The following is a 21,811-nucleotide window of genomic DNA, read 5'->3' as shown; positions in this document are numbered from 1 at the left end:
AACTAATTTACACAGATTTATTCTTATTTTTTGTCTTTTTTTGTCATTCCGAGGAACGAGGAATTTTCGTAAGAAGCTCGACAAAGATTGGCTATTCTCTGGATGGAGTTACTTGCGGAGATTCCTCGTTCCTCGGAATGACAAAACAGTGGAATTGGGATCAATTACCGAAACTGACAAAAATGGACTTATAAAACCTAAAGCTCTAGCCCTGATAGAAGTGGAAATCCTTTTGTGAAATGAAATGGAACAAAAGATTGGAACGGATAGCAGGAAATAGCTCCTAAAAAATATAATAATGAAAAATACATTTCTAAAAACCTTCGGATTAGCTTTAATTTTTTCTGTAGTCGCTTGTAACGCGCAGGAAAAAATTACGGTAAAAGGAACGCAATTTTATAAAGGCGACAAACCATATGCCTACATTGGAACAAATTATTGGTACGGAAGTTTGCTGGCTTCAAAAAAAGTGGGTGACCGAAAAAGATTGCTCCGCGAACTGGATTTGATGCAGAAAAACGGAATCGATAATTTGCGTATTCTGGTTGGTGCCGATGGTGGAAAATATGATTTTACGGTTCGCCCGGCATTGCAATATGAGCAGGGAAAATACGATGAAGACTTGCTGGACGGATTGGATTTTTTGATTGCTGAAATGAGCAAACGTAAAATGTATGCGGTTTTGTATTTGACAAATAACTGGGAATGGTCTGGCGGGATGTCTCAATATCTGGAATGGAATGGCAAAGGTGCAATTCCGGTACCCAATATAGCTCCGAATACGTGGCCGCAATTTATGTCGTATACCGAACAATTTCATAGTTGCGAACCTTGTATGAAGGCTTTAGAAGATCATGTGAAATTTATTATTGGAAGAACAAATCAATATTCTAAAAAGAAATATAACGAAGACAACACCATTATGGCATGGCAGGTTGGCAATGAACCAAGGCTTTTTACGGTTGAAAATGAAAAGAAATTTACGGTTTGGCTAAACAATATTGTCGATTTAATTGATAGTTTAGATAAAAACCACTTGGTTTCGACAGGTTCTGAAGGAAAAAACAGCTCGAATGACAGTATGGAAATTTTTGAAAGAACACATCAAAATCCGAATATTGATTATTTGACTATGCATATCTGGCCAAAAAACTGGAATTGGTTTAAAGCAGATAATGCCGAAAAAACATTACCAACGACATTGGAAAACGCAGGAAAATATATTGACGATCATATTAAAGTCGCAAATAATTTAAAACGTCCGATTATTATTGAAGAATTTGGTTTACCGAGAGAAAACGAAAATTTGAATGCGGGAGCTTCTTCTGTTTATCGCGATCAGTTTTACAGTTATATTTTTGGAAGAGTTCTGGAAAGCCATAAAAATGGCGGTCCGTTACAAGCAGCAAATTTTTGGGGATACGGCGGCGAAGGAAAAGCCGTTAATGAAACCGGAAAATGGAACCCCGGAGAACCGCTAACAACAGATCCTCCGCAAGAACCTCAAGGATTGAATTCTGTTTTTAATGGAGATAAATCGACTTTGGAAATTGTAAAAAAATACAATAAACAATTGAAGTAGTTAAAATTTTAAACCATATAAGTTCATTTAAGAGATTACAAGCTGAACTTTGTACAAATACTTAACTTATATTTTCTAAATCATGTAAATTATATAAGCTAAACTGTACGCTATTAATTAAATGAACTTATATCACTTATATGGTGAAAAATATTCCAATATGAAAAATCTATTTGTTCTTTTTTGTTTCTTTTTCTTAAACCTTTCTTTTTCGCAAAAGAAACAGGATTTTGTTTTGAATTCTCCTAACGGAAAAATTGAAATTAAAATTGCCGTAAATGATAAAATTTCGTGGACAATTTTGCATGAAAAAGATTTGATTTTAGCGCCATCTCCTATGTCAATGACTTTGGATGAAAATGTTGTTTTAGGAAAAAATGCAGTTGTTTTAAATTCGAAAAAAGAAAGTGTTAATGCCTCATTTGAAACTCCGTTTTACAAAAAGAAATCGGTTCAAAATAAATACAATCAGCTTACTTTAAACTTTAAAAATGATTTTGGTATTGAATATCGTGCTTTTGATGATGGCGTTGCTTATCGTTTTATCACCAAAAAGAAAAAAGACATTACTGTAAAATCAGAAGAAGTGGCCTTGAATTTTGATCAGGATTATAATACTTTAATGCCTTATGTTCGTGATTTAAGAAATCCAAAAGACCCTTATATTTCTTCGTTTGAATCGCATTATGAAAACAAAAAAATCAGTGAATTTGCAAAAGATACTTTGACGTTTTTACCGTTTTTAATTGATTATAAAAACCATAAAAAAGGCGTTTTCCTGGAAGTAAATCTCGAAGATTATCCGGGATTGTTTGTGACGAATAACGGATCCAGATCTGGCTTTGAATCTCGTTTTTCAAAATATCCAATAAAGGAAATTAACGGCGGATTTAACAACCTCAACAAACTAATTACAGAACGAACAGATTATTTGGTGAAGACAAAAGGAACAAGAACTTTTCCCTGGCGAGCCATTGTGATCTCTGAAAATGATGCGCAATTAGCGAATAACGATATGGTTCAGAAATTAGCCGAAACTTCAAAAATAAAAGACATTTCGTGGATAAAACCCGGAAAAGTTGCCTGGGATTGGTGGAACGACTGGAATATTTATAATATTGATTTTAAAGCTGGAATTAATACTAAAACGTATAAGTATTACATTGACTTTGCCTCAAAAAACAAATTAGAATATGTAGTTTTGGATGAAGGCTGGAGTGTAGAAACGGATATTATGAAACATAATCCGAATGTAGATCTGGAAGCTTTAATCGCCTACGCGAAAGAGCGAAACGTCGGCATTATTTTGTGGAGTTCGTGGATGGCATTGAATGAAAATATAGAAGGTATTTTTGAGAATTATTCGAAACTCGGAATCAAAGGTTTTAAGGTTGATTTTATTGATCGCGACGATGCAAAAATGGTGAATTCGGTTTATAATATTGCACAAAAAGCGGCTGACTATAAATTGCTTTTGGATTTTCACGGTATGTATAAACCAACAGGAATTCAGCGAACTTTTCCAAATATTCTAAATTTTGAAGGCGTTAAAGGATTAGAAAACAATAAATGGACACCAAACGACGATGTTCCTTTATACGATACAACAATTCCATTTATCAGAATGATGGCTGGCCCAATGGATTATACGCCCGGTGCAATGCGAAATGCTACCAAAAGCGAATTCAAACCAAGCCATTCTAACCCGATGAGTCAGGGAACAAGATGTCATCAATTGGCACTTTACACGATTTTTGAAGCGCCTTTGCAAATGATGGCCGATAGCCCAACAGCTTATATGAAAGAACAGGAAAGCACTGATTTTATTGCTAAAACCCCAACGACTTTTGATGAAACAGTCGCACTTGATGGCGAAGTAGGGAAATTTGTTGTCATTGCCAGAAAAAAAACAAATATTTGGTATTTTGGAGCGATCAGCAATTGGGATTCGAGAGAAATAACAATTGATTTTTCTTTCCTTGAAAAAGGCAAAAAATTCGAAGCCGAAATTTTCTCAGATGGATTAAATGCCGATAAAGCTGCGGTTGATTATAAAAAGGAAATTATTACAGTGGATTCTAATACGAAACTAAAATATAGATTGGCAAATGGTGGTGGATTGGCTATGATTATAAAATAAAAAATGGGACAAGTCCCATTTTTTATTTTAGTTGATAATGAAGAGTAAAACGTTTATTATTTATTTCTAAATAAAACTTTGAATAGTCGAAATCCCAAACTCTTCCTTGCCATTCATCATTTTTTATTTGTAAAGTATCCTTTTCAGAATATTTTTTAAGATTGTACAAATCTCGACCAAGTGTCCTAACTATTCTATTTGTAATGAGTTCCATTTCTTCAAATGAAGAAAAATTAGAATAATTTTCATATTCTTTATAAAATGCAAAAATATCATTTTCGTTTTGTACTTCAATAATTTGCATCTCGTTAAAATAATCAAAGTAAGAATCATATAAACGAAAAATCATGACTTCATTAAAAGAGGTGGAGTTCGAAAAATCAATATTATTCTTTAAATCATTTAATTTTCCTATTAAATCATTAAACTCTAATTCACCATCAGAACCAATTTTATCTAAATTATTAAAAAACTCATTTGCGTGTAAAACCTGAGTTTTTATACCTAACAAATTATAAAGAGCTTTTGCTTTAAATAAGAGCTGTTCATCATCTGAAATTAAATATTCACAATGAGCCGCATAGTATGCATGTTGAGCATCATTCTGAAAACTAGAAAAAACTACCTTTTTACTTTTTTCTTTATCAATTCCTAGCAGGTTCAGACAAGTATAAGCTGTGATAAAAAAATTGTATTGGTCTCTATTCTCTGTTTTTGTAAAGTTTCCCAGAGCATTTTCAACAAATTCAATAAATGTTGATTTTAACTCTGTATTTTCTAATTGTTTATCAAATTCAATATTTTGAATATCTATCTCAAAATTTGAAAAATTTAGATTCTCAATCGTATAGTTTCTTAATTCTCTCCATAACTTTACATCACTATTTAAATCTTCGAATGTATTTACAAGTTTTTCTAAATATTCAAGAATAGAATTTGTTCCATTCGGCGAAATGATATCTACTATAGTACCTTCCGTTTGGAAATTTAAATCTTCGATACCTAAGGATTTAATTGGAAAAGTAAGCAACATTTTTAATAATTCTTTTGCTTTATCAATTTCAGGAGTAGAATTATCCTGTGGAAAAACATTATCGATTATATCAGTAAAATTGATATTCGAAAAATTAAAATTTGTTAAACTTTTAAAAGCTAATGTAGGTGAAACTAACTGAACGTTTACATACTTTTTATCTGGTTGAAGATTTAAAAAATTATTATCTACCAAATTTTCCATGAAGATTAAATCTTCAAATTTTTTATCAGTTTTATCCCTTGATAAATCAGCTAAATGTGCATAAGAATAATAAAATATAAAATTATTTATGACATCAAATGTCATCTCCAACAAATCAGGGTTTTGTTTTAAATATCTAAAAACATTACTATCAAGATAAATACGTTTCATTATATGAAAACAATATTAGAAATTACTTATTTACATTTACAACAAAATCCTTTCAATCGCATTCAATTCATCATGTGTAAATTCTAAACTCTGCAAACAATCAATATTATTATTTAATTGACGTACAGAACTTGCGCCAATTAAAACCGACGTAATACGTTTGTCTTTTTGAAGCCATGCCAAAGCCATTTGTGCCAAAGATTGGTTTCTATTTTGTGCGATTTCATTCAGCTGAACTAACTTTTGAATTCTTTCCTGCGTTACCTCATCTTCCTTCAAATGTCCGTTTGGATTATGCGCTCTTGAATTTTCCGGAATTCCGTTTAAGTATTTATCTGTCAAAAGTCCTTGTGCCAAAGGCGAAAACGCAATACAGCCCACTCCTTTTTCTTCCAGAACATCTAGTAAACCGTTTTCTACCCAACGTTCCAGCATTGAATATTTTGCCTGATGAATTAAACACGGCGTTCCTAATTGTTTTAAAACATCAACTGCAACTCTGGTTTGCTCTGCCGAATAATTACTGATTCCAACATACAAGGCTTTTCCGCTTCTTACGGCATAATCAAGTGCCATCATTGTTTCTTCAATTGGAGTTTCAGGATCCGGGCGATGCGAATAAAAAATATCGACATAATCAACTTTCATTCTCTTTAAACTCTGGTCTAAACTCGAAAGTAAATATTTTCTTGAACCCCAATCGCCATAAGGTCCATCCCACATGGTATAACCGGCTTTTGTTGAAATAATGATTTCATCACGCAGATTTCCCTGAAAATTATGCCACAATATTTTACCAAAATTAGTTTCTGCAGATCCCGGAACCGGACCGTAATTGTTGGCTAAATCAAAATGGGTAATTCCTTTATCAAAAGCTTCGACAGCAATACTTTCCGCATTATCAAAATTATCTACAGAACCGAAGTTATGCCATAATCCCAAAGAAATTTCAGGTAATAATAACCCGCTTTTTCCACATCTGTTATATTTCATTATTGTAATTTAAAGGTTGAAAGTTTAATAGGTTTTAAAAATACAAAAAACTCTCGAAGTTTTGCCACAAAGACACTAAGACGCTAAGCTTTTTATTCAAATTAAAAATCGCCACGAATTCAAGAATTAATTGTTTAAAAATTCATGGAGAAAAATAAACTACAATAATTAAAAATCTAATTTGTTTTTAATATTTTAAATTTGTTTAAATAATAAAACTATGGAAAATAGATCCCAAAATTTAATTTCGATAAAACCAGATATCAGATTTGGCAAACCTACGATTACAGGAACCCGAATTTGTGTTTCAGATATTCTTTTGTGGTTGTCAAAAGGAATGTCTTTTGATGAAATTATTGAAGATTTTCCTCAATTAAAAAAAGAACATATTCTTGCTGCTCTGGCCTTTTCTTCTCGAATATAATAACTCTCGCAGATTTTGCAGATTTAGGAGATAAAAAATCTGTCGAACCTGCTAAAGCTGCGCGAAAAAAATCGCCACAAATTCACGAATTTTTAAACAATCAATTCGTGAATTCATGGCGAAAAAAACTTTGCGCCTTTGCGCCTCTGCGAGATTAAAAACTTCGCGTCTTAGTGCCTTCGTGCCAAAACCTATTCTTTTATCTCAAACCTACTTTCCAAACCTTTATCTGAACTTCCTCCAACCATAATTTTAAAAGTTCCTTCTTCTACTAAATAATTCCCTTCGTTATCGTAAAAACCTAATTCTTTTTCCGTTAAAGTAAAAGTTACGGTTTTAGTTTCTCCCTTTTTAAGATTTATCAATTCAAAACCCTTTAATTCTTTTATTGGGCGCACAATACTTGCAAATTCATCATGAATGTATAATTGAACGACTTCTTTTCCATCATAATTTCCTGAGTTGGTTACCTCAACGGTAACCTGAATGTTTTCTCTTTTGGCGAAAGCATCTTTGTTTATCTTCAAATTTTTATAATCGAAAGTTGTATAACTTAGACCAAAACCAAACGGAAACTGAGGTGTTTTCTCTACATCTGTATAGTGAGTCCAAAAAACGTTTTTATCTGTATTTACAGGTCTTCCAGTGCTATATTTGTTGTAATAAATCGGAACCTGACCAACATTTCTCGGGAACGACATTGGCAATTTTCCACTTGGGTTATAATCACCGTATAAAACCTGTGCCACGGCATTTCCTGTTTGGGTTCCTAAATGCCAGGCTTCTACGATCGCAGGAACATACTCTGCTGCCCACGGAATACTCAACGGACGTCCGTTATTTAAAACCAAAACGATATTTGGATTTACTTTATAAATTTCTTCTAATAATTCTTGCTGTAAGCCCGGCAAATTCAAATCTGTTCTGCTTCTGCCTTCTCCGCTTTGAAAACCATGTTCCCCTAGAACCATAACCACAACATCGGCATTTTTCGCTGCAGTTTTTGCTGCTTCAAATCCGCTTTTATTCGTTGTATTAAAAATAACCTCATCAAGAAATGAGATTTTTCCAACGGTTAAATCTGCTCCTTTTTCAAAAGTCAACTGATTGTCTTTATATTGCTGCATTCCTTCTAAAACCGAAACCGCAGTATTATCATCAGACGCAATTCTCCAACTTCCTAACGGACTATTTTTATCATTCGCCAAAGCTCCAATCAAAGCAATTTTTTGTCCTGATTTCTTTAGCGGAAGCAAATTCTCTTTCCGCCCCGGCGGACAAGCATTCTTTAATAATACGATAGATTTTTTAGCCATATCCAAAACGCCGTCATTATTGGTTTTACTTCCAACAACTTCTTTTTCACGTTTTTCATCACAATATTTGTAAGGATCATCAAATAATCCCAATTCAAATTTCACGCGCAAAATTCTTCGAACGGCATCATCAACCAAAGCTTCTTTTATTTTTTCTTCTTTTACCAAACCAGCTAATTTAGCCACATACAAATACGATTCCATATCCATGTCAGAACCTGCAATAACCCCTTTTGCAGTTGCATCGGCCTCATCTTTTGCATAACCGTGGGCAATCATTTCGCGAATCGACGCATAATCTGAAATTACAAAACCATCAAATTTCCATTTTCCTTTTAAAATGTCTCTTTGTAAGAAAACATTTCCAGTTGCAGGAACACCGTTTAGTGTATTAAACGAATTCATAAACGTACGAACTCCAGCATCAACCGTAGCTTTAAAAGGCGGTAAAACAGAGTTGTATAATTTAGAATTACTAATATCTACAATATTATATTCCAATCCTGCTTCAACATATCCATACGCTGCAAAGTGTTTTGCACATGCTGCAATTGTATTTACTTTAGCCAAATCAGCAGTTGTTTCTCCCTGAAAACCTTTTACTCTTGCAGTTGCAATTTTACTTCCCAAATAAGGATCTTCTCCCGCACCTTCCATCACACGTCCCCAGCGCGCATCATTTGCAACATCAACATTAGGTCCAAAAGTCCAGTTTATTCCAGATGCCGAAGCCTCGTCAGCTGCAATTGCCGCCGATTTTTTAATCGCTTCCAAATCCCAGCTCGCCGCTTCTGCCAACGGAATCGGACTTAAGGTTTTATAACCGTGAATCACATCAAAACCGATAATCAGCGGAATTCCCAAACGGGTTTCTTCAACCGCAATTTTCTGTACAGCACGAACTTCTTTCACACCGCGAACGGTTAACATCGATCCCACCCAGCCTTTTCGCAAATGTTCATATTTTAATTCGGCTGTTCCGCCTTTTGGAGCTGGCCCTGTTACATCCCAAAATCCATTATATTGGTTCATTTGTCCCACTTTTTCCTCCAGAGTCATCAAAGGTAAAAGCAAGTCAATTCTCTGCTCAATAGTTTTATTTTTATCGAGATACGGTTTTTTCTGTGCATTCATATTTCCAACAGTAAAAAGGGTAAAAACCCCAATAGTTATTATTTTATTTTTCATAGTGTTTTTTTAAAGGTGCTAAGGTTCTAAGATGCTAAGTTTGGTGATTTGGGCGTGTTCGCCGCGGCGAGTTCAACGCAATCTTGTCATCCTGAGGAACTAAGGATGACAAAAAATGCGATAAACAAAAAAAACCAGCGCTAATCCTTTTAAACCAGTAAAACCCGTGAGCAAAAAATCTAAAGTCTACATTCTAAAATCTAAAATCCCCTCACTCCGTAATAAAACACGAAGCCGGTAAATTCGCTTTATTAAACAAATCTGACTGAATCGTATTTCCCCACGCGAATCTTACTTTCAATGGATTTGCAACTTTCTTGCTTATCAAAATCACCTGATTATTTTTAATCAAAGCTTCTGCAGGAAAGAAAATTCCATCGGCTCCGGCCAATTCAAATTGATTAGAGGTTTTATTTTTAAAATGTAATCCATCGGCATAATCAAAAGAAACTATCACTTTATTCTTCTCAATTTCGACTTCTTTAAAAAGTGGTCCGTTTACCAGATTTTTATTCGTTTGGTAAACATCGGCTAAAGCCAAATTTGCCAAACGAATTCCGACATCTTTTTTATTCTTTGGATGAATATCAATCGTGTCTGAAATATCAGAAGTCAGAACCATTCCGGTTTTTGCGACTTCTTTTAAAATTTTTCTTTGTGAGTTTCTTACAATAACATTGGAGAAATTATTGCTTCCTGTTTTGTATGGCGCAATTTGAACGAAGTAAAAAGGAAATTCGTCCTGCCAAACTTTTCTCCACGAAGTAATCAAAGCCGACAACGTTTTATCATACACCAATGAACCAACATTCGATTCGCCTTGGTACCAAAGCGTTCCCGCAATTTTAAAACCCGTAATTGGGTAAATCATGGCGTTGTAAGCGCGTCCGGGTTGGCGTGGTCCGTATTCTTGTTCGTTGAGTTTTTTGGCGTTTTCTAATAAAACAGGATCATTTTGAACCACTTCTTCCGGCATCCAGATTTCTGCCGGAGTTCCGCCCCAGTTGGAAGAAATTAATCCGATTGGGACATTTTTTAAATCTTCTCTCAAACGTTTGGCAAAAAAGTAGCCAATCGCGCTAAAGTGTTTCATGGTTTCGGGAGTCGATTCAACCCAATTTCCTGATAGATTATTTTGAGGTGTTGTAGCCGTTAATTTCGGAACGGTGAAAAAACGAATGTTAGGATTCGTGGCGTTTTTCATTTCTTCTTCCCCATTGTCAATTCCCCAGCTTGCAGACATCTCCATATTGGATTGTCCGGTGCAAAGCCAGACTTCACCAATCAGAATGTTTTTCAGAATAACTTCATTATATCCTTTTATAGAAATGGTAAAAGGTCCGCCGGCTTCTGGAGTTTTGATATGCAATTCCCATTGCGCCTGATTATTGGCCACCACTTTATATTCCTGATTATTCCAGCTCGAAACCAATTTGATTTCTTCTTTTGGATTTGCCCAACCCCAAATTTTCACTTCAGCATTGCGCTGTAAAACCATGTTGTCGCCAAAAATATTCGGAAGTGTTACGTTTGCCATCATAGTACCGGAAATCATCAGAAGAAAAGCAAACTTAAATATATTATTTTTCATTTAGCAGCTTTTTTAAAAATGGAGCATATTCAGCCGCCAAGATTTTATGATCTGTCACATCAGGATGTCCTAAACAGCCTTTTGGAGTCATTGGTTTAAATTTAAAAATCAAGATTGGTTTGTGGGTTTTATCTTCCGCGAAAGCGTTCTTTACTTTATTCAGGCAATCTTCAAAAATAACTGCTCTTTCTCCCCCAACCATCGGGCTGTTTGTAATTACAATCTGAGCCTTCGGATTATGTTCATACAGCATTTTTATAAATTTGATGTAATTCGAAACATACTTTTCAGCATTAAATGGCAATCGTTCTTTTTTGCCATCCCCGCCAGAAAAATCATTTGTTCCTAAAGCAATACTGATAATATCGGGCTGAAAAGCAAAATCGTATTTGGGTTTTGAAGCGTCTTTTGTTAAATATAAATTTTGATAAACATCCGGCATAATTGCTTCGTCTTTGTTTTCGTCGTTCCAGTTTCTGTACAATCCAATTCCAGAAACAGAGCTTACCAAATAATCAACATCAATTTTTCTTGAAATTCTGGGCCCATAAGCAAAATAACCATTATGATGATCGTGATATTCTCCCTTATCACAATCCACAGAATCGCTGGCTGCACCACAAGTAATTGAATCGCCTATAAATTCTATTTTCTTTTTCTTCTTGGTAGAAATTGAAGTCAGTTTCGCGGTTGTTCCTGCAAATAAAATATTTCCGCTTTGAGCTTCGGTATTTTTATAAATTTCAAGTCTATGGATTTTTTTGTCAGCTGTAGTTTTTACTGGAAAAGATTGAACTGCCCCTTTTTCAACTCTCATTTTTCCCAAATATTTTCCATCTAAAACCAATGAAACATAATTATGATGTTCGTACGAATCAACACTTTGAAGCGAAATTGAACATTCAGTTCCAGTAAAATTAAAAGAAACAGAAGACGCTGTGCCGATCAAAACAACATTACCATTTTGAAGTTTTTCAACTCTTCCTTCATATAAAAAAGTTGTGGTTTTACTTTGTGAATTCGAAACGATCGAAATCAATAAAAACAGAATTAAAAGCGGTATTTTTTTTAGAAACATAATATTATTAGTTAAATCTAAATGAGATTCACAAATATATCTGAAATAAGCTTTCGAAAAAGATACTAAAACATCAAAAGACAATAAAAAATCACCAAAATAATTATACAATTTCTACGTTTTATTTTTTATAAGAAAAACTCCCAAAGAACTATTTCTTTGATATTCAAAAGCAAGAGTTTATCTTTATGAATTAATCTTCTGATTTAACTTCAAAAAAATGAAATCAAGTCTCTATATATTATTCTTTTCTGCCATTTTATGTTCTTCTTTTACTTGTAAAAAAGAAGATAAAACAGAGGCAATTCAAATTCAGAAACCATCAGGTAAAATCGACCGCGATTCGATTATCAGCTACGCTAAAAACTATTTAGGTGTTCCTTATGTATATGCAGGAAGTGATCCGAAAAAAGGTTTCGACTGTTCCGGATTTGTAAGCTATGTTTTTAAAAATTTTGGTATGACTTTACCAAGAAGTTCAAGCGGTTATAAAGATTTAGGGGCTCCGCTAAATCCTGAAGATTTTAAAGTAGGAGATATTTTAGTTTTTTACGGTTATAAAGACAGGACTGTTGTTGGCCATTTAGGAATTATTTGCGAGGCCAACGCAATGAAATCTAAATTTATACATGCTTCTTCCGGAAAAGTAAATAGCGTAACAATTACTTCACTAGACACAGAACATTACACCAATCGATTTTATAAATGTATTGATGTGATATCTGCTAAATAGTTTTTGGCCACGAATTTCACGAATTAATTTATACTTTCCACACATAAAAATTAGTGGAAATTCGTGAAATTCATGGCAACCTTTTTTAAACTTATTCTTCTGTGAGTAGTTTGATCAAACTATCATCTCTTTTGTAAACATCTTTATAAAAATTCAAATTTCCGTCGCGATCTACCCAGGCGGTAAAATAGCCAATATAAACGGGCACTTTCTTTTTTAAGCTCACCCAATTTTCTTTCCCGGCATGCATTGCTTTATCTATTCTTGCCGGCGTCCATGAAGGATCTTGTTTTAAAAGTTCGATTGCCAATTCTCTTGGTTTTCCCACACGAACGCAACCATGACTAAAAGCTCTGTTTTCTCTTTCGAACAAACTTTTTGCCGGCGTGTCGTGCAAATAAATATTATTTGAATTTGGGAATAAAAACTTCACCAAACCAAGCGAATTATTTTTTCCTGGTAATTGACGAACAGCGCCATTATTCCACTCCAGATTTTTCTGAGCCAGATAATTCTTGTTCTTTGCCATTCCGGGTTTTATTTCACTTTTAATTATACTTGGCGGCACATTCCAATACGGGCTAAATACAATATTGTTCATCATTCCGCTAAAAATCACGGTTTTAGTCATTGCTTTTCCTACCACTACCGGAGACACAAATGCGATATCGTGATTGCGAATTAAATACAATCTAAATTCCGGGATATTCACTTCGATATATTCTTTTCCTTTTTCAAGTTCAGGATCTATCCATCGGCAACGCTCCATATTAGCAATTATGGTTTTGATTCTATCAGAAACAGTAACATTAAGTTCGGCAATATGTTCCGGTAAAATAATATTTTTTGGAGTTAAGCCGTGGTGTAATTCGTAACTTTTAATTGCTTTTATTAAAGTAGTATCACATATATTACTTTTATTATCTTCTTTAAGATCTCCGGTTACAAAAAGTCTTTCTCTTATTTGCCCAATTGAAGCTACAGAATCTCCTAATTTAAAACTTTTAAAATCGACATCAGTCTGGATGGCTTTCCATCCTCCTTTTTTCTCGATCTCTCTATAACGATGAAGTGCGTCGCGAAGCTTATAATATTGGCTGAACATCTTGCTCTTTTTGTCATCACTAATCGTCGATTTATTATAAATAGAATCTGAAAAAACCTGATAATTGACTTTTTTTCGGGGCAAAAGCCATTCCAGCGCTCTTGAAGTTTTTTCGTCTACGCCAGAAACTTTCTGAACGTAATAAAAATACAAGTTTGAAATCATTAAATCAGTATCTGATTTTGATAACTTATTTTCAGCGGTATGTTCAAAAACAGGACTGATTAGTTCCTTATAAGGGAAATTAGCTTTCAAACCTTCCAGCTCTAATCCTTTGTATTTATTGAATAATGTATTTCCGTACTCAACAACACCTTTGTTGTCCAGCCACAATTGAGTCGATTTGTTTTTCTTGTATAAAGCAAAAACCTCATTCTGAAATTTAATCAATTTAGGATATGTTTGATAAAAAGTGGAAATACCAGAACTATCGATTGTAATTTTAAGTTCAGGAACCTCTTTCTCTGAAGTTTTTTTTAATATTTCTTTCTTTTCCTCTTTCTTATTACAAGAAAAAACAGCAATAAGAAGCACAAAAGCAACAATCGAGTAGAAACGTTTCACAATGATTTTTTCAATAAAAATAGAAAAGTTTTGATACAAACAACACTTTTACAAAAAAATAAAATCACACATTTACGAACAATATTTTTGATTAAGTTCTTTCAAGAATACTTTAATTAATGAGCATAAAAAAAACTCCGAATACATTACATATCCGGAGTTTTTCCCTTTATAATCAACCTTTTATTTTTAGATAACCGTTCCTTTTAACGTCAGAGTTTTTGGTGTTTCTTCTGCACTTGTTGTTACAGTAACTGTTTTTGTAAATGCACCTTTATTTGCAGCATTATAAGTTGCCGTTACTTTTGCTGATTTACCCGGTAAAATTGGCTCTTTTGTATAATCTGTTGCTGTACAACCACAAGATCCTTTTACATTGGTAATTATAACGGCAGTTTTTCCTGTATTTTTAAATTCGTAAACAATGGCTTTTGGTGTTCCTTGCGGAATCTCACCTACATCAACCGTTTCTGCTTTCCAAAGTATCGTTGATGCTGCAATTGTACTATTTTCATTTGTGCAAACTAATGACTGAACTGGCGCGATAGCAGAGAAAGACATTAATCCTAAAGCTAAAGCTAACATTGGAATTTTGATAATTTTCATAATAAATTTATTTAAAGTGGTTTATGGTTAAATTTCCTTTATCAAAAGTAGTTTAGATAAAAACAATTCGCTGTTAAGCGGTTTCAAATGTTTGTTAACGACTTGTTAACGGATATTTTTCATTTAATTTCTTTTAATTTTTAACTATATTACACTATCAAAATACTTTTCATTGAAAATAAATAAACTCAACAGTATCATTCTTTTAGGACTTATTGCTATCATAGGTATTTTGGTAGCACAATTACTTTGGACCAGAGAAGCCTTTACTTTAGAGCAAAAAAAATTAAGCCAAAAAACCCATATTGCCTTGCTTGAAGTGGCAAAAAAGCTCTACGAAGGTACCAATCATGAGTTACCGGTACAGAACCCTGTCCAGAAAATTGCCAATGACTATTATATCGTAAATGTCGAAAATGATTTTGAACCTGATATTCTGGAATTTTACCTGAAAACAGAATTCAAAAAAATGAATATTACTACTGATTTCGAATATGCTATGTACAATTGTCAAAGCGACGAAATGGTATATGGAAATTATATTTCATTATCTAAGCAAGAAAAAGGAAAACAATCCGTTTATTTTCCAAAGCATAAAAATCTCGTTTATTATTTTGCTGTTCGTTTCCCCAATGAAACATCTTATTTATTTAGTTCGATGCGTTTTTGGTTTGTACTTTCAATTGTATTGATTCTTATTCTGTTAATTTATGTCTATTCTATTTTTACGCTTTTACAACAAAAAAAATATTCTGAATTGCAGCGCGATTTTATCAATAATATGACGCATGAATTTAAAACACCGCTTTCTTCGATTTTAATTGCCTCGAAGTATTTAATTGAACAAAATCCGATTAAAGAAGATAAAAAACTGCATACTTATACAGACATTATTATAAAGCAAAGTCATAAATTAAATCATCATATTGAGAAAATTTTAAATACTTCAAAGTCTGATTATAAGACTTTAGAACTAAAAAAAGAATCAATTTTGATTGTTCCTGTTCTGGAAGAAACAATTGAAAATATTGTATTAAAATATCCTGAAGCAAACATAAAAATTAGCGGAAAATCAAATGATTATAAAATTGAAACAGACGTTTTTCATTTTACCAATTTGATTTACAATTTATTAGACAATGCAGTAAAATATTGCAATGAAAAACCTGAAATTACGATTAAGATTACAGAAGAAAATAAGGTTTTGAAATTAGCTTTTATTGATAACGGAATCGGGATTTCGAATAAAAATATATCTTTAATATTTGATAAGTTTTACCGCATTCAAAATGAAAAAAGTAATGAAGTCAATGGTTTTGGCCTTGGTTTATACTATGTAAAAGAAATTTGCAATTTGCAAAACTGGAAAATAAAAGCCGAAAACAACGAAATAAAAGGTGTTACTATCACCATATCAATTCCTTATAAAAAATGAAAAATTTTAAAATTCTTTATACCGAAGATGATGAAACATTAGCGTTTCTGACCAAAGACAATCTGGAACAAAATAATTACGACGTAGTTCATTGCTGTGATGGAAAATCGGGTTTGGAAGCTTTTAAAAAAGAAGATTTCGATATTTGCATTCTTGATATTATGTTGCCAAAAATGGATGGATTTGAACTGGCAACCGAAATTAGAAAAAGCAATACGGATATCCCGATTATTTTCCTTTCGGCTAAAACCTTAAAAGAAGACCGCATTAAAGGATTGCGTTTAGGGGCCGATGATTATCTGGTAAAACCTTTTAGTATTGAAGAATTGTTATTGAAAATTGAAATTTTCCTCAAACGTTCCCAGAAAAATAATAATGCAGAAAGTATTCTTTACACTATTGGAAAATACCAATTTGATTTCACAAATTTCTTTCTTTTTAATGAAGAGGAAAAAATAGGTCTTACACAACGGGAAGCAGAACTTTTAAAATTATTTTACAATAATAAAAATATGGTTCTAAAAAGAGAAAAAATACTTTCGGCACTTTGGGGAAATGACGATTATTTTACCGGAAGAAGTCTGGATGTTTTTATTTCGCGTTTACGCAAAATTTTAATCAATGAAGAAGGTATTGCTATAGAAAACATACACGGCGTTGGTTTTCGTTTTAAGATGTAATTAGTGCTACTATTTATTTCAAAATTTTGTATTTTTAATATCTAAACTTTTTCAGATATGAAATTTCATCACTTAAGAAATGCCACTTTAGTTATAGAAACAGATGAACATGTTATTTTAGTCGATCCGATGTTAGGAAAGAGAAAAACGATTGCACCTTTTACCTTTTTTCGATATAAACCTAAAAGAAATCCATTAGTAGCTCTTCCTAAAAACAGCAGAGAGATTTTAAGTAAAGTTACACATTGCCTGATTACGCATTTGCATCCTGATCATATTGACAAAGCCGGCGAAGTTTTTTTAAGAAGAAAAAGTATTCCGGTAATTTGCAGTATTAAAGATGAAAAAGCGCTGACAAAAAGAGGTTTAAACATTACTCAGACATTGGATTATTGGAATCCTCAACCTTTTTTAGACGGGAAAATTATTGGCATTCCGGCTATTCACGGTTATGGTTTTATCGCAAAACTGATGGGAAATGTAATGGGTTTCCATATCGAATTACCAAATGAAAAATCAATTTATCTTAGTTCTGATACAATCTTTACAGAGCATGTTCAAAAAGTTCTTGTTGAGTTTAAACCTGAAATTGCCGTTGTAGCCTGCGGAACTGCCCGACTCGACATTGGGCAGCCTTTATTAATGCGAATGAATGATATTTTGAAATTTGTTGCTTTGGCACCCAGCCAGGTTTTTGCAAATCATCTGGAAGCTTTAAATCATTGTCCCACAACCAGAAAAGAATTAAGAGAAGCATTATCTGAAAATGATCTTTTAAATAAAGTTTCGATTCCTGAGGATGGGGAGAATGTTTCTTATTGAATTAAAATTTTGTTTTAAATTTTTGTCAATCTTTGTCGAGCTACTTGCGGAGATTCCTCCTCCGTCGGAATGACAAACTTTGTGGTAATTTTGGCTAATAAAGATAGATAATACGTTCTGTATGTCATTCCGACGGAGGAGGAATCTCCGCAAGCAACTCCGCAATACTATTCAAATAAATAATTCAAAAAATCGAAATTCGGATTACTTGTTTTTATCAGTTTATGATTTGAAAAGCTATAAAACCAACAACCCAAATTCACGCAAAGTATTAATTGGTTTTGAATACCAAAACAATTCAAAATCATCTAATTCAGTTTCAAAGTCGGCTTTTATTTCCTGGAAAGTATAATTTTTACCGTTTGAAATAGCGATCTTTTTTAAGATCTCAACCAGCCATTCGCCTTCATTTTTATTGGTTTGAATGTTGAAGCTTTCTTTTTTATCATGAAAAGTAAACATCATCATTTCCCAGGTTTGGCCTTTTTTTGATTTTGTAAAATATTCCACAGAAGGTTTTCCTCCCAACCAAACCACTTTTGCATTTGGTTTTGTATTGAAATCGTTTGTGTCTTCAAGTGCATTAAAAATAAAATAGGGATCGATTTTCGTTTTCGGAATTTTAAAGTCGAACCAATCCTGAAGTTCATAATCAAAACAGATTCCGTGCATGAAATTAAAAAGAGACTTTTTTAGTCCGAAACTAAATTTATCATGATTGATTCCTGTAGAATCGGTGTACTCAATATCATTATTGGCAAAAGTTCCAATGACTTCTGTTGTTTTTGTTACACCAAATTTCTCCGGATATAACCCAACCGGACTATGCGCTGTCATCGCAAACTGATGCCAAAAACCAGATTGCAGAATTCCGGCTTCGAATAACTGACGAACCATTTCTAAACTGTCAATTGTTTCCTGAACGGTTTGTGTTGGATATCCATACATTAAATAAGCATGAACCATGATCCCTGCTTCAGTAAAATTTCGGGTTACCTTTGCAACTTGTTCAACTGTTACACCTTTGTCAATTAACTTTAATAATCGATCTGAAGCAACTTCTAAACCTCCGGAAACGGCAATACAACCAGAAGCTTTTAGCAACAGACATAAATCTTTAGAAAAGCTTTTTTCAAATCGAATGTTTGTCCACCATGTAACGGCAAGTTTTCTGCGTAAAATTTCCAAAGCCAAAGCACGCATTAAAGCTGGCGGTGCAGCTTCGTCAACAAAATGAAAGCCATTTTGCCCTGTTTGCTGCATCATCTCTTCCATTCGATCACACAACAAATTGGCCGCAACAGGCTCGTAAACTTTTATGTAATCTAAAGAGATATCACAAAAAGTACATTTTCCCCAATAACAGCCGTGCGCCATTGTGAGTTTGTTCCAGCGTCCATCGCTCCACATTCTGTGCATTGGGTTTACGATTTCGATAACAGAAATGTATTTATCCAAAGACAAATCAGAATAATCAGGCGTTCCCACAAAAGCCTGTTTATAATCGTGTTTTAAGGAATTGTTTTTATAAACTACTTTCCCGTCCTCTAATAAAAAAGTTCTTTTATACCGCTTCTCGACTTCGTTCGAAGTGACATCATTTGGATTTTCCAGATTGAAAATTAATTCTTCAATTGGCACTTCGCCATCATCTAAAGTAATAAAATCAAAGAATTCAAAAACGCGAGCATCAGAAAGAGAACGTAATTCGGTATTTGGAAAACCGCCTCCCATAGAAATTTTAATTTCCGGATGGTTTTGTTTTATCCATTGTGCGCATCGAAACGCGCTATATAAATTCCCAGGAAAGGGAACTGAAATTAAAAAGAAAGTTGGTTTTACAGCTTCAATTTTTTCTTTTAAAATTGAAATTAGAATAGAATCTATGTAAGTGGGGTTCTGCTGTAAAGCTTCATAAAGTTCATCAAAAGAATTGGCGCTTCGGCCTAAACGCTCCGCATATCGGCTAAAGCCAAAATTTTCGTCGACACATTCTACAATAAAATCCGAAATATCTTCAAGGTATAAAGTCGCTAAATGTTTTGCTTTATCCTGCGTTCCCATTGTTCCAAAAGCCCAATCAAGTTCTTCTAATTGTGCAAAACGAGAAGCTTCGGGCAGAAAATCTTCCTGACAAATCTGTAAAGCCAAAGTTGGATTTTTTCCCTGTAAAAACTGAATTACGGCATCAATTGTCCTGATATATTCGTCCTGTAAAGCAAAAATACGTTTCGAATTATCAGAGATTTCATTTCCACCTTGAAACTTAAAACTTGAAACCTGAAACAAATCTTGCAATCCCTTTTTCGAAAACAGCTCCAAAATAACATCAATACCCAAATCAGCCTGAACCGATTCGATATTTTTGGTATTTAAAAATCCTTTTATATACGCAGTGGCCGGATACGGAGTATTCAGTTGTGTAAAAGGAGGTGTAACGATGAAAAGTTTGCTTTTCAAAAGATTTTTTTTTTTGCAAAAATACGGGATATTTAGAGACTTTTCAGCAAAAGATTAAAAGGAGTTTTTGGTTTCAATTTTAAACAACAAAGTCCGCAATATCGATAGTTATCGAAGTTGTGGACTTTGTAATATATCTTAATAAAAAAATTGCGGTTAAAGAACCTAAAACTTATGTTCCTCTTTGCTAATTACTAAAAATGAGATCAAAGAAATAAATGCTGCTCCCATTAAATAAAAGCCAACATAACTCACATCATATGTAGATGCTAACCAAATTGCAATCATAGGCGCAAAAGCAGCACCAAGAATTCCTGCTAAATTAAAAGTCAAAGAAGCACCGGAATAACGGACATTCGTTGGAAACAACTCTGATAAAAATGTTCCCAAAGGACCATAAGTGAATCCCATTAAAGACATTCCGATACAGGCAAAAGTAGTAACCAAAACGATATTCCCAGAACTTAAGAAATAAGAAAAGAAAAATCCAAAAATCGCTATAGCAGCCGTAGCTATAATAAGCATTTTACGACGGCCAATTTTATCTGCAACTACAGCAGAAACTGGAATAAAAATAGCAAAAAACAGTACCGAAAATAATTGTATTAATAACCCATTTCTTTTAATAATCCCTAAATCTGAAGTAGCCCAGCTTAAGGTAAAAACAGTCATTAAATAAAATACCAAAAAGGTTGTAATGGCAGAAAATGTGCCGAAAATTAATTGATTTTTATAGGATTTAACCAGTGTTAAAAACGGGATTTTCACTTCTTCATGCGCATTTTTAGAATTTTCAAAAGAAGGTGTTTCTGTAATTTTAGTTCGGATATAAAAACCTATTACCACCAAAAGGGAACTGGCAATAAACGGAATTCTCCATCCATAATCCATAAAATCTTCATTGCTCATTGAATCTGTTAACAATAAAAAAGTTCCTCCTGAAAGCAGTAATCCTATTGGAGCTCCCAATTGCGGAAACATTCCATACCAGGCACGTTTATTCGGCGGTGCATTTTCGATGGCTAATAAAACAGCTCCTCCCCATTCGCCTCCTAAACCAACACCTTGCCCAAATCGACAGAGCATTAACAATAAAGGAGCTGCAACACCAATACTGGCATAACTTGGCAAAAATCCAATGGTAACTGTTGAAATACCCATTGTTAGCAGAGCGGCTACCAAAGTAAATTTACGACCAATTTTATCTCCATAATGTCCAAAAAAAGCAGAACCTAACGGACGAGATAAAAAGGCAATTGAAAATGTAGCTAAAGATTCCAGAGTTGCCATTGTCGAATCTGCACCCGGAAAAAATAATTGTGGAAAAACCAATACGGCTGCGTTGGCATAAATATAAAAATCAAAAAATTCTATTGTGGTCCCAATTAAGGATCCAAAAAGAATATGTTTTAAGGAATTCTTTTGGGCAGGGTTATTTTTCATGCAAAATTAGGTATATCTTTTTTTGATTACAAAAATATAGTTTCGTTGTGAATATTTCACATTTAGAACAATTAGTTTCAAGACACTTACACTTTTTTAACAAATTAGACGCATTTTACATTTTAAATAATTTGAATTTAACTGAAACTAAAAACTTGATTAGATGAACTTTAAAACAAAAAACGAAAATCAAGTATTAAGCATTCGTTAAAAACACTTTTAAGTATATATTTTCATTAAATT

The 21,811-nt window shown here is 33.4% G+C and carries 16 protein-coding genes; 7 read left to right on the top strand and 9 right to left on the bottom strand.

Annotation, left to right across the window (positions count from 1 at the left end):
- The first annotated feature begins 298 nt into the window (after positions 1-298).
- Entirely contained in the window at positions 299-1,582 is a 1,284-nt protein-coding gene (locus SD960_RS19430) for a cellulase family glycosylhydrolase (RefSeq protein ID WP_318805450.1), read from the top strand.
- A 160-nt stretch (positions 1,583-1,742) separates the two neighbouring features.
- Entirely contained in the window at positions 1,743-3,722 is a 1,980-nt protein-coding gene (locus tag SD960_RS19425; protein ID WP_318805449.1) for a glycoside hydrolase family 97 protein, read from the top strand.
- Positions 3,723-3,744: 22 nt separating this feature from the next.
- On the opposite strand, the gene SD960_RS19420 is transcribed toward SD960_RS19425, so the two are convergent.
- Together SD960_RS19420 and SD960_RS19415 are read right to left on the bottom strand one after the other, a co-directional pair.
- Entirely contained in the window at positions 3,745-5,130 is a 1,386-nt protein-coding gene (locus SD960_RS19420; RefSeq protein WP_318805448.1) for a hypothetical protein, read from the bottom strand.
- 36 nt (positions 5,131-5,166) lie between these two features.
- Entirely contained in the window at positions 5,167-6,123 is a 957-nt protein-coding gene (locus SD960_RS19415) for an aldo/keto reductase (protein ID WP_318805447.1), read from the bottom strand.
- A 220-nt stretch (positions 6,124-6,343) separates the two neighbouring features.
- On the opposite strand from SD960_RS19415, the gene SD960_RS19410 reads away from it, so the two are divergent.
- Complete coding sequence (locus tag SD960_RS19410) at positions 6,344-6,547, top strand: DUF433 domain-containing protein (protein WP_318805446.1); 204 nt, start codon at positions 6,344-6,346, stop codon at positions 6,545-6,547.
- Positions 6,548-6,738: 191 nt separating this feature from the next.
- Here SD960_RS19410 and bglX read toward each other — a convergent pair whose 3' ends face one another.
- The 3 genes from bglX to SD960_RS19395 all read right to left on the bottom strand — a co-directional run bounded on the left by bglX (position 6,739) and on the right by SD960_RS19395 (position 11,720).
- A complete protein-coding gene (bglX, locus tag SD960_RS19405) occupies positions 6,739-9,051 on the bottom strand; it encodes a beta-glucosidase BglX (protein WP_318805445.1) in 2,313 nt (770 codons plus the stop codon).
- 211 nt (positions 9,052-9,262) lie between these two features.
- Positions 9,263-10,642 carry a sialate O-acetylesterase gene (locus tag SD960_RS19400; RefSeq protein WP_318805444.1) on the bottom strand — a complete coding sequence of 460 codons (1,380 nt, stop codon included), beginning with the start codon at positions 10,640-10,642 and terminating at the stop codon, positions 9,263-9,265.
- Positions 10,632-11,720, bottom strand: coding sequence for an SGNH/GDSL hydrolase family protein (locus SD960_RS19395; protein ID WP_318805443.1), 1,089 nt, complete (start codon positions 11,718-11,720; stop codon positions 10,632-10,634). The genes SD960_RS19400 and SD960_RS19395 overlap by 11 nt, the downstream gene beginning before the upstream one ends.
- Before the next feature lie 220 nt (positions 11,721-11,940).
- Between SD960_RS19395 and SD960_RS19390 the strand changes: the two genes are divergently transcribed.
- Positions 11,941-12,453, top strand: a complete 513-nt coding sequence (locus SD960_RS19390) for a C40 family peptidase (RefSeq protein ID WP_318805442.1) — start codon at positions 11,941-11,943, stop codon at positions 12,451-12,453.
- A 91-nt stretch (positions 12,454-12,544) separates the two neighbouring features.
- Here SD960_RS19390 and SD960_RS19385 read toward each other — a convergent pair whose 3' ends face one another.
- Both SD960_RS19385 and SD960_RS19380 read right to left on the bottom strand, forming a co-directional pair.
- Positions 12,545-14,122: a L,D-transpeptidase family protein gene (locus SD960_RS19385; protein ID WP_318805441.1), complete on the bottom strand. Its 1,578-nt coding sequence runs from the start codon at positions 14,120-14,122 to the stop codon at positions 12,545-12,547.
- Positions 14,123-14,311: 189 nt separating this feature from the next.
- Complete coding sequence (locus tag SD960_RS19380; protein WP_318805439.1) at positions 14,312-14,728, bottom strand: DUF1573 domain-containing protein; 417 nt, start codon at positions 14,726-14,728, stop codon at positions 14,312-14,314.
- Positions 14,729-14,900: 172 nt separating this feature from the next.
- Here SD960_RS19380 and SD960_RS19375 point away from each other — a divergent pair, with 172 nt between their 5' ends.
- From SD960_RS19375 to SD960_RS19365, 3 genes are read left to right on the top strand one after another with little or no spacing between them, the layout of a single operon-like run.
- Positions 14,901-16,163, top strand: a complete 1,263-nt coding sequence (locus tag SD960_RS19375; protein ID WP_318805437.1) for a HAMP domain-containing sensor histidine kinase — start codon at positions 14,901-14,903, stop codon at positions 16,161-16,163.
- Positions 16,160-16,843 (top strand): response regulator transcription factor, encoded by a 684-nt coding sequence (locus SD960_RS19370; protein ID WP_318805436.1) that lies wholly within the window; start codon positions 16,160-16,162, stop codon positions 16,841-16,843. The genes SD960_RS19375 and SD960_RS19370 overlap by 4 nt, the downstream gene beginning before the upstream one ends.
- A gap of 57 nt (positions 16,844-16,900) precedes the next feature.
- Entirely contained in the window at positions 16,901-17,665 is a 765-nt protein-coding gene (locus tag SD960_RS19365; RefSeq protein ID WP_318805434.1) for an MBL fold metallo-hydrolase, read from the top strand.
- 237 nt (positions 17,666-17,902) lie between these two features.
- On the opposite strand, the gene SD960_RS19360 is transcribed toward SD960_RS19365, so the two are convergent.
- Both SD960_RS19360 and SD960_RS19355 read right to left on the bottom strand, forming a co-directional pair.
- Positions 17,903-20,125: a B12-binding domain-containing radical SAM protein gene (locus tag SD960_RS19360; RefSeq protein ID WP_318805433.1), complete on the bottom strand. Its 2,223-nt coding sequence runs from the start codon at positions 20,123-20,125 to the stop codon at positions 17,903-17,905.
- A gap of 165 nt (positions 20,126-20,290) precedes the next feature.
- Entirely contained in the window at positions 20,291-21,568 is a 1,278-nt protein-coding gene (locus SD960_RS19355; RefSeq protein ID WP_318805432.1) for an MFS transporter, read from the bottom strand.
- Between the last annotated feature and the right edge of the window lie 243 nt (positions 21,569-21,811).

This window comes from Flavobacterium sp. MMLR14_040, from assembly GCF_033657265.1.
Taxonomy (GTDB): Bacteria; Bacteroidota; Bacteroidia; order Flavobacteriales; family Flavobacteriaceae; genus Flavobacterium.
Note: the sequence above shows the minus strand (reverse complement) of the source record. Positions and strands in the feature narration are given on the sequence as shown.